The 14,217-nt window shown below is 40.0% G+C and carries 15 protein-coding genes; 3 read left to right on the forward strand and 12 right to left on the reverse strand.

The genetic code is table 11. The features are described from left to right. The first annotated feature begins 61 nt into the window (after window positions 1-61). Together LVD17_RS11720 and LVD17_RS11725 are read left to right on the forward strand one after the other, a co-directional pair. Window positions 62-1,204 (forward strand): acyl-CoA dehydrogenase, encoded by a 1,143-nt coding sequence (locus LVD17_RS11720; RefSeq protein ID WP_233766963.1) that lies wholly within the window; start codon window positions 62-64, stop codon window positions 1,202-1,204. A 102-nt stretch (window positions 1,205-1,306) separates the two neighbouring features. Next, on the forward strand, window positions 1,307-2,230 hold the full coding sequence (locus LVD17_RS11725) for an AraC family transcriptional regulator (protein WP_233766964.1): 924 nt from the start codon (window positions 1,307-1,309) through the stop codon (window positions 2,228-2,230). Here LVD17_RS11725 and LVD17_RS11730 read toward each other — a convergent pair. The 10 genes from LVD17_RS11730 to LVD17_RS11775 all read right to left on the reverse strand — a co-directional run bounded on the left by LVD17_RS11730 (window position 2,216) and on the right by LVD17_RS11775 (window position 10,522). Next, window positions 2,216-2,977: a phosphoglycerol geranylgeranyltransferase gene (locus tag LVD17_RS11730; protein ID WP_233766966.1), complete on the reverse strand. Its 762-nt coding sequence runs from the start codon at window positions 2,975-2,977 to the stop codon at window positions 2,216-2,218. The two genes, LVD17_RS11725 and LVD17_RS11730, sit on opposite strands and share 15 nt — an antisense overlap. Then, window positions 2,955-3,353, reverse strand: a complete 399-nt coding sequence (locus LVD17_RS11735; RefSeq protein ID WP_233766968.1) for a hypothetical protein — start codon at window positions 3,351-3,353, stop codon at window positions 2,955-2,957. The genes LVD17_RS11730 and LVD17_RS11735 overlap by 23 nt, the downstream gene beginning before the upstream one ends. 1 nt (window position 3,354) lies before the next feature. Beyond that, window positions 3,355-3,699, reverse strand: coding sequence for a phage holin family protein (locus LVD17_RS11740; protein WP_233766969.1), 345 nt, complete (start codon window positions 3,697-3,699; stop codon window positions 3,355-3,357). A 75-nt stretch (window positions 3,700-3,774) separates the two neighbouring features. Further along, a complete protein-coding gene (locus LVD17_RS11745; RefSeq protein ID WP_233766971.1) occupies window positions 3,775-4,926 on the reverse strand; it encodes a porin in 1,152 nt (383 codons plus the stop codon). A 53-nt stretch (window positions 4,927-4,979) separates the two neighbouring features. After that, the gene (locus tag LVD17_RS11750; RefSeq protein ID WP_233766972.1) at window positions 4,980-6,068 is read right to left on the reverse strand and encodes a Na/Pi symporter; all 1,089 of its coding nucleotides are present in this window, start codon (window positions 6,066-6,068) and stop codon (window positions 4,980-4,982) included. A gap of 210 nt (window positions 6,069-6,278) precedes the next feature. Beyond that, complete coding sequence (gene phoU / locus LVD17_RS11755) at window positions 6,279-6,956, reverse strand: phosphate signaling complex protein PhoU (RefSeq protein ID WP_233766974.1); 678 nt, start codon at window positions 6,954-6,956, stop codon at window positions 6,279-6,281. Window positions 6,957-7,013: 57 nt separating this feature from the next. Beyond that, on the reverse strand, window positions 7,014-7,766 hold the full coding sequence (gene pstB / locus LVD17_RS11760; protein WP_233766976.1) for a phosphate ABC transporter ATP-binding protein PstB: 753 nt from the start codon (window positions 7,764-7,766) through the stop codon (window positions 7,014-7,016). 15 nt (window positions 7,767-7,781) lie between these two features. Then, the gene (gene pstA, locus LVD17_RS11765) at window positions 7,782-8,639 is read right to left on the reverse strand and encodes a phosphate ABC transporter permease PstA (protein WP_233766978.1); all 858 of its coding nucleotides are present in this window, start codon (window positions 8,637-8,639) and stop codon (window positions 7,782-7,784) included. Continuing rightward, on the reverse strand, window positions 8,632-9,510 hold the full coding sequence (pstC, locus tag LVD17_RS11770) for a phosphate ABC transporter permease subunit PstC (RefSeq protein ID WP_233766980.1): 879 nt from the start codon (window positions 9,508-9,510) through the stop codon (window positions 8,632-8,634). The genes pstA and pstC overlap by 8 nt, the downstream gene beginning before the upstream one ends. 52 nt (window positions 9,511-9,562) lie before the next feature. Then, window positions 9,563-10,522 (reverse strand): PstS family phosphate ABC transporter substrate-binding protein, encoded by a 960-nt coding sequence (locus tag LVD17_RS11775; protein WP_233766982.1) that lies wholly within the window; start codon window positions 10,520-10,522, stop codon window positions 9,563-9,565. Between the two features lie 216 nt (window positions 10,523-10,738). On the opposite strand from LVD17_RS11775, the gene LVD17_RS11780 reads away from it, so the two are divergent. After that, on the forward strand, window positions 10,739-12,454 hold the full coding sequence (locus tag LVD17_RS11780) for a Na/Pi cotransporter family protein (RefSeq protein ID WP_233766984.1): 1,716 nt from the start codon (window positions 10,739-10,741) through the stop codon (window positions 12,452-12,454). A 59-nt stretch (window positions 12,455-12,513) separates the two neighbouring features. Here LVD17_RS11780 and LVD17_RS11785 read toward each other — a convergent pair whose 3' ends face one another. Further along, window positions 12,514-13,707, reverse strand: coding sequence for a M20 metallopeptidase family protein (locus LVD17_RS11785; RefSeq protein ID WP_233766986.1), 1,194 nt, complete (start codon window positions 13,705-13,707; stop codon window positions 12,514-12,516). After that, the gene (locus LVD17_RS11790) at window positions 13,708-14,217 is read right to left on the reverse strand and encodes a hypothetical protein (protein ID WP_233766988.1); all 510 of its coding nucleotides are present in this window, start codon (window positions 14,215-14,217) and stop codon (window positions 13,708-13,710) included.

Consider the following 14,217-nt stretch of genomic DNA (forward strand, 5'->3'; position numbering starts at 1 on the left):
GGGTTGTTATGCATGCATAACAACCCTCTGTTTTTTTATAAAAATTAAACTGGTATAAACAATGAACTTTGAATTGACAGAAGAACAACGAGCGGTTCAGGCTGCTGCGCGTGACTTCGCACAAAATGAACTGCTTCCGGGAGTAATTGATAGGGATGAAGAACAAAAATTTCCGGCCGAACAAATCAGGAAAATGGGTGAGTTGGGTTTTATGGGAATGATGGTAGATCCAAAATATAACGGCGGTGGCATGGACTCTGTTTCATATGTACTGGCCATGGAAGAAATCTCAAAAGTAGATGCATCGTGTTCAGTTGCGATGTCAGTAAACAATTCATTGGTGTGCTGGGGACTAGAGAAATACGGTACCGAGGAGCAGAAGCAAAAGTACCTGACCAAACTTGCTACAGGCGAAATAATAGGTGCCTTTTGTTTGTCTGAGCCCGAAGCAGGCTCTGATGCAACAAGCCAGCGTACAACTGCCGAGGACAAAGGTGATTATTACCTGCTCAATGGTACTAAAAACTGGATCACCAATGGTAATAGTGCCGGAGTTTATATAGTAATCGCCCAGACCGACCCGGAAAAGAAGCATAAAGGGATTAATGCTCTGATCGTAGAAAAAGGAATGGATGGTTTCGTTGTAGGTAAAAAAGAAAATAAATTAGGAATTAGAGGGTCTGATACACACTCTTTAATGTTTACTGACGTTAAAGTACCTAAAGAGAACCGAATAGGTGTGGATGGCTTTGGGTTTAATTTTGCAATGTCTACGCTCAACGGAGGTCGTATAGGTATTGCTTCGCAGGCTCTGGGTATTGCATCAGGCGCCTATGAGCTGGCGTTGAAATATGCTCAGGAGCGCAAGGCTTTTGGTAAGCCTATTGCCCAGCATCAGGCTATCCAGTTTAAATTGGCAGAAATGGCTACGCAGATTGAAGCGGCGCGACTTTTATGTTTAAATGCAGCTGCATTAAAAGATCAGGGTAAGGATTATGTTAAAGCTGCAGCTATGGCAAAAGTATTCTCATCTAAGGTTGCAATGGATGTTACTGTGGAGGCAGTTCAGGTACACGGAGGATATGGTTATGTGAAGGAGTACCATGTAGAGCGATTGATGCGTGACGCCAAAATCACTCAAATATATGAGGGAACCTCTGAGATTCAGAAGATTGTAATTGCCCGTGAATTGCTTAAAAACTAATTTTCGCCTATATTCTAAAAAAAATTATATGTAACTTGGAAAAGTGCATGATTATTTGGTTGAACTTCTTTATATTTGGGGTTGATTTAATACAGTAACGTGATGGAAGATTACAATAAAATAATTGAATCCTTAGGAATTAAGTTTGTAAAGTCCAATAATATAAAAGTATCACACCCTTTTACCATTAAGGACTACGAAGAAACAGAAAACACAATTCTTATCCTTAAAAAAGGAATTGTCAGATTTGGTAAGGATAATGAGTTGTTAAAAGAAGGTCATGCGCTATTTATCCCTGCCATGAGGTATACGCCTCTGTCATTTGGTGAGGTGGATGATAGAAGTCCTGAGTTATCTCTGGAAGAATTTAGTTATAAGCAAACAGAATATTTCAAGACCAACCCGGAAGACATCTCTGGCGTACCGGTGGCTGATTTTACATCCATTGTCTTTGAGACCAAAGTGTTTGATACGGTTAATTTCTTTAGTGCTTTAGATATACCTGCATTTACTTTGGAAAATTCCAGAGTAAACAGTACCATCTATGATATAGTTAAAGAACAGGAAACCAGGCTTGAAGGAAACCAGCGAGTGGTAAAGCTAAAAACAGAATTACTTGTTGTAGAGGTTATCCGTCATATCCTGCAAAAGAGACTATTCGTGGAGCAGATGGCCACTAACAGTACCTACTTCAAAGACCCTCGTTTGATAAAGCTCTTCAAGTACATCAAGGATAATCTTGGAGGCGAGCTGACTAATAAAACCCTGTCAGATGTAGCAGATGTCTCCGAAGACTATGTAGGACAGTATTTTAAAACGCTGACAGGTATTAATCCTCAGGATTATATTGAATATCAGCGTATGGAGTATGCTGTAAAGCTACTCAGGACTACCAAAATGAGCATCAGGGATATCGGACGTGCCTGTGGTTACAAAGATACTGCTTACTTCTGTAGAAGGTTTAAGATGATGTATGGTATACCGGCAGGAAAAATGAGAAAGAGAGAGACTTTAATGAATATTTAAAGATCTGTTAAAATCATAAATCTTTTCAGAAACCTCAATCAGCAGATTGGGGTTTTTTTCTATGGCGTTTCCAATTACGATCATATCGGCCCCTGCTTCTATGGACGATTTGGCTTTTGTTGCAGAATCAATGCCACCACCAACTATCAGCGGGACATCAATAACTTTTTTTACCTGGCTGATCATTTTTTGGGTTATCGCTTCATTGGCACCGCTTCCGGCATCCATGAAGATAAGTTTCAGTCCCAGCATTTCTCCGGCCATGGCGGTACATGCCGCTACTGAATATTTATCCGGCGGTATAGGGGAGGTGTTGCTCATGTAGGAAACAGCAGAGGTTCGTTCAGAGTTGATAAGCATATAGCCTGTAGGCAGAACTTCTATGCCGCTGTTTTTTAAAATTGGCGCTGCTATCACATGTTGTCCTATCAGCAAATCAGCATTTCGGCCGGAAATCAGACTGAGAAATAATATGCCATCAGCGCTAAGATCAAGATGCATATTGCTGCCGGGAAATAATATAACCGGTATTTCACAGCTGGATTTAATGGTTTTGATAATCCTGTCCAGATTATTGTTGGTGATCAAACTACCTCCGACAAAGAAGTAATCAACATAACACTCCTTGGCAAGATTTAGTAAGCTATTGATGGAAGATATATCCTCAACATTATCCGGGTCAATAAGTATGGCTAAAGATTTTTGTCCTTTTTGAGTTTTTTCTTCAAGCGTCTTTAGAATCTTCATCTTCCCTGGAATTGAGGTTTTGGATATAGTTTATTAACCTTTCTTTAGCAATACCCAGTAAAAATACAGCCATTTCTGTTAAAATAACATTTCCAACAGTTGAAAATACGGAAGGATGCTTTTGAATAACCATTTCATTTACTCCTCCTGTGTCTTTCTGCATTTTAATTTTCTTGACAGTTTTTTTGCCGGTTAGTTTTTTAATGAGGTAATAGCTGAGAGCAAAGCTACCTCCGATGACCAGTACAGAAGTGGCAATACGTTTTGTTTTGTCCACAACTTCAGACAACTCATGTTCAAATGCTTCTCGGTGTTTTTGAGAATCGTGCTCCAGATCTTCTTTTTTCCTTTTATTTGATGCAGCTTCAGGTATCATATTATTTGTCGGAATTTAGCCAATTTTCTATTTGTTTGTCAAAAAATTCTTTCAGTCCCAGTTGTTTCTTAAGCAGAAACACCAGCGTAAAGAGTAACAAATAAATTCCGGAAATGATCAGAAAACCATAAAAAAAGCTTCCCAGAAGTGTGCTGAAATAGTATCCGGCTGCCAGGCTGAGAAACATGATAAAAAACCAGCCAAGGCTAAATAAAAGTAATCCTACCATCAGCCTGGATAGTGCTTTGGAAGCCTCTTCGCGCAGCTCTATCTTGTAAATGTCCACTTTAGATTCGATAAAAGCGGTTAAATGATCAAACAAACTATCCAGTTTAAAGAAGCTCATAAATCCTTTTTTCTCACCCACGTTTTTGATTTTTGAGCCAAGATAAGCAAAATAGCAGGATTACTCAAAGTGCATTTAGAAGGCTAGTTCTACCTGAAAGCGGTATCGTAGCTCATCATCGCTGAATTCGTTATTTACATGGGTCAGGTCGCTTTGGATTTTTAAACTGTGACCTGCAAAATATTTTGAAACACCTAATGTCAGTTCGGTGATGGCTTCATAACCAGTAACCTTTTCCGGAGTAATATCCGTATATCGTCCGGCTATTTCAAAGTTGTTATCAAACAGGTATCCCATTTGCAAGTTCAGGCCTGTGCCGGTATAGAATGCACCTTCTGAGGTTACCGGAGAGCCATCGGTCCTTTTGTCTGCATATTCAAACATACTTGAGAATCCCTGGTATTTAAACATGGCATCTACAAAGTATGTTTTTAAGTCGTGGTGCTCACTCAGGAAGTCACCGGCAAAGCCACGCTCTCTTGGCGCATTATTATTCTGATCATAGGTTACTCCAATGGATAATTTGGGCGTTTTTTCTCTTTTGAGATCAGAGCCAAAATAATCACCATTGCCTGTAAATTTACCAAATGGTAGATATTCTATTCTTCCTGTATATTCGTAGCCGCCTATATTATCAATAGTAAGGTTTCTGCCTTCCCCCATGGCTATGGATCCAATTTCTCTAAGAACTGCTTTCCCCATGGTATGCTCATGGTGTATCTGAATACCCTGTCCCCTGTCAATATTATATTTTGAGTTTACCTGGCTTCGGTCTACAAATTGCAGCTTTTGTGAAGATATTACCCGCTCTCTGTTGCCGGGTAATTTGGTTTGTCCAAACCAGACTTCCCAGCCCGGAGCGAACTGATACTTCAGCACGGCATCAAGTACGATATTGGCGGCAAGGTTGGACTCTGAAGCTACTTTCCCGTTATCTCGGTTGCTTACCGCCAGTTCAATTTTATATTCCAGCCGAGGGTCGTAGGCGAACCCATCAAACTTAAGTCTGGCCCTTCTGATCATAAGCTGGTCATTCCATTTATCTGTTTCAAGATTCAGACCGCCATCGTATAGCGTCTGAAATCTCGTGCTAAACTTCATACTAAATGATGAATCTTTAGCAACAATTTGAATACCCTTGCCAAAGCTGTTGGAGGTTGTGTCCTGGGCTCCGGATAATAAAGGAAAAAAAATTAATGTTAGCAGAACATATTTTAACTTGTTCATGATAGTGTATGAGTTTAATTGTATGTATGAGTTGTTAAATGAGAATCAGTGTTTCATAAGCTCTCAAATCCTTTGTTGAAATAGATAAGGCAGAAAGGAATAATGAAAAATATCAACAGTATGTAAATGATTACCGTGAACCTGTAGTTGGAAGCAAGCTCACTAAACTTTTCCGCCATTCTGATAGGTATTTCTCTAAACCAAGGGAATGGCAGAAAGATCAATACACCTATGAGGTTAAAGGTCAGGTGTACTATGGCTATACTTACCAACTCGTAAGATTTAAAAAATACAGCTATAAAAGCGGTTATGGTTGTTCCTACATTAGCTCCTATTATGAATGGAGTTATTTTTCTCAGGGAAATCTTATCCGTTGCTACAAAAGGGATAACCAGCGATGTACTTATCGAGCTTGATTGGATAATTGAAGTAAGGAATGTACCCCAGAAAAAGGACATGCCGGTATTTGTAAATATATATTTTTGAAGTTTTTCTTCAGACTCTCCAATAAGCAGCTTTGATATAATCTTTGAGAGGACTTTTATAGAGGCAAATAGTAAAATGAAGGAGAACACAAGGTTAATTAAGGCAATATCAATTATAGAGGTGTAAAAGCTCGTTATGGGAGTGAAATCAATCAATTTAAAAGGAGAATGATTGATAGCATTTGTTGTGTCAACTCCAATTAGTGTAGAGGAAATGGTATCGGCAATTGAGGATAGAAATTCGTATTTCAGCTCAAGGGGAAAAAGAATCAGTACTACCAGAATATTGAAAAAATCATGTACAACTCCTGCGGAAAGTGCTCGCCTGAATTGCTCCCTGTTGCCAATATAGCTAAGCGCAATGATTGTACTGGTAATTGTGGTGCCAATATTTGCCCCCATGATCATAGGTACGGCATCAGCCAGACTTATAGATCCTGACGCGACTGCTGCAACAATCAGGGTTGTGCTGGTAGAACTACTTTGTATTAGTGCTGTAATTAACAGCCCTATAAATAGACCGATGAACGGATTAGATGCTGCTTTGAGTATGGAGTCAATGGCTTCCTTCCCGAGGTGCCTGAATGAATCGCTCATCAGGTCTATGGAGAATAAAAAAAGAAATACTGATGCGATAATTATCGCGATCCTTATCAAAAGCCATCGTTTTGATATTAACGTATCTGTGATGATTCTAGTCAAATCTGAAGGGAGAGCTTAAATGAGGGTGCAAAAGTATACTTATTATATATCTCAAACATTTACAGAATATTAAGTAATTGTTAAATGTTCGTGATAAGTTCTAAATAAAAAGACCAGCAACATTATTTATGAGGCTGGTCTTCTTATTTCACGAATCGATTTCAATCATTTTTTTTTCTTTTTTTGATCTTTCTTGTGCTTCAATACCTTAGCCTCTATATGGAAAATCAACTCTTCTCCTACATTTTTTGTCAAATCCCCGACTCGTTCAAGTTTTCTGACAATAGAGAATAACTTAAGGATAAGTTTTATCTTATTAGGGTATTTCTGTATCAGGTCAGCAGCGATCTTTGATGCATTCTTATTGTTTTCGTTTAGCTGATCATCTTTTTTAAATATTTTTCTGGCCAGTTTGGTGTCTTCATTTTCCATGGCCTCCTCCATGTCGTGTAGCATGGAAATAGCCACATCATACATCATGTTGAGTTTAAACTTCTCAATCATGTCATCTTCGGCTTTTTCCATTACATCAAACAGGAAATTAGCTATGCCTTCCGCATTATCGCCTATACGTTCAAGATCATTGCTGATTTTAAAGGCGGCCAGCACAAAGCGAAGATCAGTTGCCACAGGGTTATAGAGGGCCAAAATATTCTCACACCGTTTATCTATAGCCAGTTCAAGTGAGTTTACTCTTTTTTCCATAGAGATAACCTCTTTGGCCAAATCAGCGTCAGCATTGAAAGTGGCTTCCTTGCATTTAACCAATTGTGATGTTACAAGCTCCAGCATTTCCAGGAGCGTATTTTTTAATGAGTCTATTTCCGGATCTAAGTGTGACATATATCTGTAGCGTATAGGTTGTTGTTGAGTCTATGAGTTTAATTGAAATAATTCTTATTACCCAAATCTTCCTGTAATATAATTTTCCGTTCTCTCGTGCTTAGGATTTGTAAATAACTCTTTTGTTTTATCGTATTCGATCAGATCTCCCATGTAAAAGAAAGCTGTTTTATCACTAACCCTGGCTGCCTGCTGCATGTTATGAGTTACAATAACTATTGTATAGTTCTCTTTTAGTTCTGCGATTAGATCTTCGATCTTAGCTGTTGAAATAGGATCCAGTGCAGAGGCAGGTTCGTCCATAAGAAGTGTAGATGGTTCTACTGCCAAAGCTCTCGCAATGCATACCCGCTGTTGCTGGCCACCGGATAAAGAAAGGGCTGACTTGTGCAGAGAATCTTTTACTTCATTCCAAAGTGCGGCCTGCTTAAGTGATTTTTCAACAGCTTCTTCCAATATATCTTTATTTTTAATGCCTTGTATTTTTAGTCCATAAGCTACATTTTCAAAGATAGTTTTTGGGAATGGATTGGGCTTTTGAAATACCATGCCCACTTTTTGCCTTAGTTCCTCTACTCTGACTTTTTTGTCATATATATCTTTACCTTCGATAAAAATATCGCCTTCTTTTCGGAAACTTTCGATATAATCATTCATGCGGTTAAGACACCGGAGGAAGGTAGACTTTCCACAACCGGAAGGGCCAATGAAAGCTGTGACGGTATTTGCTTTCATGGTTAATGAAATATCTTTCAACACATGGTTCTCTCCATAGTATGCGTTGACATTATTTGCTTCAATGTGTTTCATTCTTATAGTATAAACTTACCAGTTTACTTTTTTCTGCCATTTATTTCGCAAATAGATGGCTATTCCATTCATAATAAAGGTAATAAGTAACAATATGATTATTGCAGCTGCTGCATTAATAACGAATCCATGCTGCGGTCTTGATACCCAGTTAAATATCTGCATTGGCAGCACGGTAAATTCATCCATTGGATTAGTAGCTACAAACGGAACATACGCCAATGCACCAATAACGATCAGAGGTGCTGTTTCTCCTACTGCACGAGATAGAGCAAGTATGATACCCGTTAAAATGCCCCCTGAGGCTGCAGGAAGTGTTTGATACCAGATGGTTTGCCATTTCGTGGCGCCCATTCCAAAAGAAGCTTCCCTCAACGATTTAGGGACAGCTTTAAGCGCTTCTCTGGTGGCTACTATTATAATCGGCAATATGAGCAGCGCGAGAGTAAAAGCACCTGCTAGCAGACTGCCTCCAAAATTCAAGGTTCTGACAAATATCTCCAGTCCCAGCAGTCCATAAATAATGGAAGGAACACCTGCCAGGTTGGCAATGTTGATCTCAATGATGGAGGCCAGTCTGTTCTTTTTGCCATACTCTTCCAGATATACACCAGCAGCTACTCCCAGCGGGATGGAAATAATTGCTGTTAAACCCAATATCCACGCCGTACCGGTCCATGCAGTCAATATACCTGCTTTGGCAGGCCTTCTTGATGGCAGGTTTGTTAGGAAATCCCAGTCTATGCGCTGAAGGCCTTCTGCCAGAATATTAAAAATAAATATGGCCAGAACTATCAACCCAAAGAAAGTGCAGAAAATACCGAAGTATTTAAAAGCAGAGTCTATGATTCTGTTTTGATTAAGCTTAGTCATACTTTTCCTGGTATTTTTTCTTTATCCAAAAACTGATGTTGTTGAGGACAAACGTGAAAATAAACAATGTAATACCTGCGGCAAATATTGTTTTGTAAGCCAGTGATCCGTGCGGTACATCTCCAAGGCTTACCTGAACAATATAGGCGGTAATGGTCTCAACAGCATCCCTGGGGTCTAGTGTCAGTATAGGCTGCTGACCTGCAGCAATGGCTACGATCATAGTTTCACCAATAGCTCTTGCTATTGCAAGTATAATTGATACAATGATGCCCGATGAAGCAGCAGGTACCGCAACTTTAAAAGCTGTCTGGAAACGTGTGGCTCCCATTCCATATGAGGCTTCACGTAACGATTTAGGCAATGCGTGCAGAGCATCTTCACTTAAAGATGAGATCATTGGTATTATCATAATGCCCATCACAAGTCCGGCTGACAATGCATTGAAACTGCCCAGATCAGGGACAATATTCTGCAAAAATGGAGTTACCACGGTTAAAGCGAAAAAGCCGTATACAACGGTAGGCACTGCTGCCAACACCTCAAGGGCAGGTTTAATGCTTTTTCGAAAATTTTTAGGTGCATACTCACTCAAATACACGGCTATGGCAATCCCTATGGGCATGGCCGTCAGTATAGCGATAGCTGTAGTGAGGAATGTTCCGGTAAGCAAAGGCAATATTCCGTAATGCTTTTGGGTAAACAGGGGAGTCCATTCCGTATCAGTGAGAAAGTCGGTAACCGACACCACCTGGAAAAAGCTGAACGACTCTGATACCAATACCCAGATTATTCCTAAGGTGGTGAGAATTGTAATGAGACCACTAAATGCCAAAGCGCCCTCAATAATTTTTTCTCCGGTATTTTTCAAAATAGTTTAAAGTAATGTGCCAGGCCTGTAAGCCTGGCACAATTTCAATTATTTATTGCTTTGCTGTCTGAACGAAGTTTTCAAACTCAGATTTTTCTTTTTTATACTCATCAGCTGGAAGAGGAATATATCCTACATCCTGAACAAGCTCCGGGGCAGACTCAAGGTAAAAGTCAACAAAAGCCTTTACTGCAGGCCTGTTGGCTGCCCCCTTGTTTACATAAATAAAGATAGGTCTGGAAAGTGGTGAATATTCTCCGCTTTTTACAGTTTCCAAAGACGGTAAAACAGGTTCACTTCCATCTTTCACAGGTACAAGCTTCAGTTTATCCCGGTTTTCTTCAAAATACGCAAGTCCAAAGAACCCAATGGCATTTTTATCTCCTGAAATTCCCTGAACCAGCACGTTGTCATCTTCACTGGCTGTATAGTCGCCACGACTTGAACCACTTTCCCCCACGATAGCTTCAGTAAAATAGTCATAAGTTCCTGAAGCAACCCCGGGACCATAAAGGCTAAATTCTTCATCAGGCCACTCGGCTCGGATTTGGCTCCATTTTGTTACTTCGCCCTGGGCAGAAGGCTCCCATATTTTTTTAAGCTCTTCAACAGTGAAATGGTCAACCCAATCATTTTCGGGATTAAGAACCACTGCCAATCCATCATAAGCCACGGTTAATTCTACAAAATCTATATTTTCACCGGTACAAGCATCCTTTTCTTTATCCTTTATTGGCCTTGAAGCATCATTAATGTCAATTTCTCCACGGCAAAACTTTTTAAAGCCCCCTCCGGTTCCTGAAACCCCAACAGTTACCTGCACATTGGGTTGCTCGGCCCTGAATTCTTCTGCAATAGCTTCAGTGATAGGGTAAACAGTACTTGAACCATCAATTTTTACTTCTCCGTCGATTTGATTTTCAGATTCTGAATTGGATTGTTTTTGACCACAAGAAGAAAATAAGAAGCTTCCTGCAAATAGAATAAGGATTAAATTTGCCTTGAATTTCATGCTTTTTTTGTTTAAAATTTTCGCAAAATTACCTTTAAGCCTATTGAGCCAAGGATATTTCATATTAAGTTAATGTTAAGTTTATGTTAACTAAAAGAAACATAAAACTTCTATTCTCTCAATAATTTCTATTAATTTGCCCCTTCAAAATTTATAACATTTGATCAGTGGTTTAGTTTTAAATCGCTCAGGTTTTGAACTTTATCAATTTGCACTATGAAATTTGACTTCTTCGATGTTCTCACGCTCGTAGGATCGTTGGGATTTTTCATTTATGGTATGAAGGTAATGAGTGAGGGCATCCAAAAAGTGGCTGGCGGGAAAATGCGGCAGATACTTAAGGCTATGACCTCAAATCGCTTCATGGGTGTGTTGACAGGCTTCCTGCTAACCTCTCTGGTCCAATCTTCTTCCGCTACAACTGTGATGGTAGTAAGTTTTGTAAATGCCGGACTACTTTCACTGGTAGAGTCTATAGGTGTAATCATGGGGGCTAATATTGGTACTACTATCACTGCCTGGATTATTTCAATTGTTGGTTTCAAGGTAAAAATTGCTGCAGTAGCTTTACCTATTATAGCTTTTGGTTTCCCTCTATTGTTTTCTTCCAAAAACAGATGGAAGTCTTGGGGCGAGGTTATTATAGGCTTTGCTCTGCTGTTTATGGGACTAGAGGCATTGAAGGGGGCTGTTCCGGATTTAAAGTCCAACCCACAAGTGCTTGAGTTTTTAAGTCGTTATACTGATGCTGGTATTTTATCTACATTATTGTTTATTGCTATTGGAACAGTATTAACCGTGGTGGTACAGTCCTCAAGTGCGAGCATGGCATTGACACTGGTGATGGCCAATCAGGGATGGATATCTTTTGATCTCGCAGCTGCTATGGTTTTGGGTGAGAATATTGGTACGACTATTACCGCTAATATAGCTGCGCTTGTAGGTAATATTCATGCTAAAAGAGCGGCACGAGCGCATTTCATATTTAATATATTCGGTGTAGTGTGGATGCTCCTTGCTTTTCCGTTATTTCTTAATGGTATCGATGCTTACATGACAAAATATCATAATGTATCTCCTTTTGATACCCCGGAGGCTGTTCCTGTTTCTTTGTCGATTTTTCATACTACATTTAACATTATTAATGTCCTGCTTTTGATCTGGTTTGTTAAGCATATCTCAAATTTTGTTGTGAAGTTTGTTACATCAAGAGGTGAAGATGAAGAGTTTAGACTGGAGTACATTAGCACTCCTATTATGTCCACTCCTGAAATATCTCTGGAAGAGGCGGGAAAGGAGATTGCAAAATTTGCCGAGCTCACATCAAGGATGTCGGGGTTTGTACAGGCGTTGATTGTGAAGAAGAAGGTAAAAGCCCGGGTTAAATTGATGAAACGTATTAAAAAGTATGAAGAAATTACTGATAGAGTAGAGTTGGAGATAGCTGACTATTTGTCCAAAGTATCGACCTCAAACTTAAGTAGTGAATCTTCGTTGAGGTTACGAGGGATGCTATCTATCATCAATGATCTGGAAAGGATTGGGGATTTGTTCTTCCAGATGTCGTTGGCCATTGAAAGAAAAAATGAAAGTGATGCTTGGTTCTCTGACCGCCAGGTGAAGAACCTACAAGAGATGTTTGAGCTTATCGATGAAGCTTTCACGGTGATGATGGATAATTTAAACATGGATTATGATCAAGTGAGTTTAAATGAGGCCGTTGAGCAAGAAGCTGCTATTAATAAAAAACGGGACAGACTCAGAAAGAAACATCTCAAAAACATTGAAAAGGGTGATTATGACATTATGAGTGGTATTGTATACTCCGACCTCTATAACCTTTTAGAGCGTGTTGGAGATCATATTATTAATGTGTCTGAGGCTGTTACGGGTGAGCTGGCTAAGGATGAAGAGGATATGGTGAACGCTTAAATAGAGAGCCTGTAGCTGTGTCAGGCCCTCCTATAATTGAAAAAAGCACAATATTTATTTTACATATTATGTAGCTTGCTCAAGGCAATCCATGCCATCATGCCTGCCCCAATTTCCAAAGCATCTTCATCGATATCAAAAGTAGGAGTGTGGACATATGAGGTAATGCCTCTGGCCTCATTTCTGGTTCCCAGCCTGTAAAAACATGCAGGCACCTCATGTGTATAATAAGCAAAGTCTTCAGCTCCCATCCAAAGTTCAAGGTCAACAACGTTTTCTTTTCCGAGAAATTCTTCTGCAGAAGCTCGTGCCTGCCTGGTAACTTCCGGATTGTTAACCAGGAAGGGATAGCCTTTTGATATCTCAACATAACAACTACCTCCCATGGCCGTTGCAATGTTTTCAGCCATAGTGGTGATCTTCTTATGAGCATCAGCCCGCCATTCTTCATCCATAGCTCTGAAGGTACCTGCGATATTTACCTCATCGGGAATAATGTTTGTCGCTCCGTTGGCGATTACTTTTCCGAATGACAGCACAGTAGGTGTTTTGGGACTTGCATTCCTGCTTATGATCTGCTGAAGCGCAACTATAATATGAGAGGCAATAAGTACAGGATCAACAGTCAATTCAGGAACAGCACCATGTCCTCCTTTACCCTTTACGGTCAGGTAGATCTCATCGCAGCTTGCCATATACATGCCTTCGCGAAAGCCTACCTTTCCAACAGGGATCAGTGGCATTACATGCTGGCCAAAAATACAACCCGGTGCAGGATCTTTCAGTGCTCCGTCTTTAATCATCAAAGAAGCACCTCCCGGGTTTTTTTCTTCACCAGGTTGGAAAATAAGCTTTACGGAACCTTCAAACTGATCTTTGAGTTCATGGAGTATTTTTGCTGATCCAAGTAATGAAGATGTGTGAGCATCATGCCCACAGGCATGCATTACACCTTCATTTTTCGATTTGTACTCTACATTGTTAGCCTCCAGTATAGGCAGAGCATCCATGTCAGCTCTGAGCGCCAGTACTTTTGATTCGGGGTTTCGACCTTCAATAACAGCGGTAAGGCCTGTTTCAGCAACGCCTTCCCTGGGCGTAATACCTATGGCTTTTAACTGTTCCGCCACATATTTAGCTGTATTGTATTCCTGATAAGATAGTTCAGGATTGGCATGGATGTGACGCCTGATATTAACAATCTCACCGGCATTACGGGCTGCCAGCTCTTTTATTTGTTGTTTTAGTGACATTTAGTGAAGATAGATTCTTTCAGGGATAATAATAGCACCGGGAAATTTTTTCTTCAATTGTGCGTAAGGTTTTCTGGCCTCAATTCTTGAATAGTACTTCCCTACTTTCACTTTGAAATTCGGTTCATCAAATTTCAATTCCGGATTGGATTCGGGGAGTATAGAGTACACCTTCCCCCTTGAAAGACGCGCCTCCTCGCTGTTGGTACCCGAGTAAACCTGAATGGTAAAACCATCGATATACCTGACATCTTTCCTAAGTACGTCAATACTGTCCAGCACGGCATTCAATTTAGCTGTTACATCGTGCGAAGGAGTGACATCGCTATAATCCGTGACCATTTCTGTAGAAGCGGAATCAATATTTATTTCCGGCTTTTCATATTTCGGGCGTAGCTGCGACAGGTCTTCTTTATACTTTTCAGTATCGGCAGAAGTCGTAACCGAGCTTGTTTTACACCCAAACACTACTATTGTGACAACTAGACAGTATGCTAATGGTTTGATCAT

Source organism: Fulvivirga ulvae (genome assembly GCF_021389975.1).
Classification (GTDB): Bacteria; Bacteroidota; Bacteroidia; order Cytophagales; family Cyclobacteriaceae; genus Fulvivirga; species Fulvivirga ulvae.

What these genes read in the sequence shown, in the direction of transcription:
- pstA (WP_233766978.1), bottom strand. Translation starts at nt 8,639, where the DNA reads ATGACTAAGCTTAATCAAAACAGAATCATAGACTCTGCTTTTAAATAC.
- LVD17_RS11785 (WP_233766986.1), bottom strand. Translation starts at nt 13,707, where the DNA reads ATGTCACTAAAACAACAAATAAAAGAGCTGGCAGCCCGTAATGCCGGT.
- pstB (WP_233766976.1), bottom strand. Translation starts at nt 7,766, where the DNA reads ATGAAACACATTGAAGCAAATAATGTCAACGCATACTATGGAGAGAAC.
- LVD17_RS11780 (WP_233766984.1), top strand. Translation starts at nt 10,739, where the DNA reads ATGAAATTTGACTTCTTCGATGTTCTCACGCTCGTAGGATCGTTGGGA.
- LVD17_RS11745 (WP_233766971.1), bottom strand. Translation starts at nt 4,926, where the DNA reads ATGAACAAGTTAAAATATGTTCTGCTAACATTAATTTTTTTTCCTTTA.
- LVD17_RS11740 (WP_233766969.1), bottom strand. Translation starts at nt 3,699, where the DNA reads ATGAGCTTCTTTAAACTGGATAGTTTGTTTGATCATTTAACCGCTTTT.
- LVD17_RS11735 (WP_233766968.1), bottom strand. Translation starts at nt 3,353, where the DNA reads ATGATACCTGAAGCTGCATCAAATAAAAGGAAAAAAGAAGATCTGGAG.
- LVD17_RS11720 (WP_233766963.1), top strand. Translation starts at nt 62, where the DNA reads ATGAACTTTGAATTGACAGAAGAACAACGAGCGGTTCAGGCTGCTGCG.
- LVD17_RS11730 (WP_233766966.1), bottom strand. Translation starts at nt 2,977, where the DNA reads ATGAAGATTCTAAAGACGCTTGAAGAAAAAACTCAAAAAGGACAAAAA.
- LVD17_RS11775 (WP_233766982.1), bottom strand. Translation starts at nt 10,522, where the DNA reads ATGAAATTCAAGGCAAATTTAATCCTTATTCTATTTGCAGGAAGCTTC.
- LVD17_RS11725 (WP_233766964.1), top strand. Translation starts at nt 1,307, where the DNA reads ATGGAAGATTACAATAAAATAATTGAATCCTTAGGAATTAAGTTTGTA.
- LVD17_RS11790 (WP_233766988.1), bottom strand. Translation starts at nt 14,217, where the DNA reads ATGATCAAACCATTAGCATACTGTCTAGTTGTCACAATAGTAGTGTTT.
- phoU (WP_233766974.1), bottom strand. Translation starts at nt 6,956, where the DNA reads ATGTCACACTTAGATCCGGAAATAGACTCATTAAAAAATACGCTCCTG.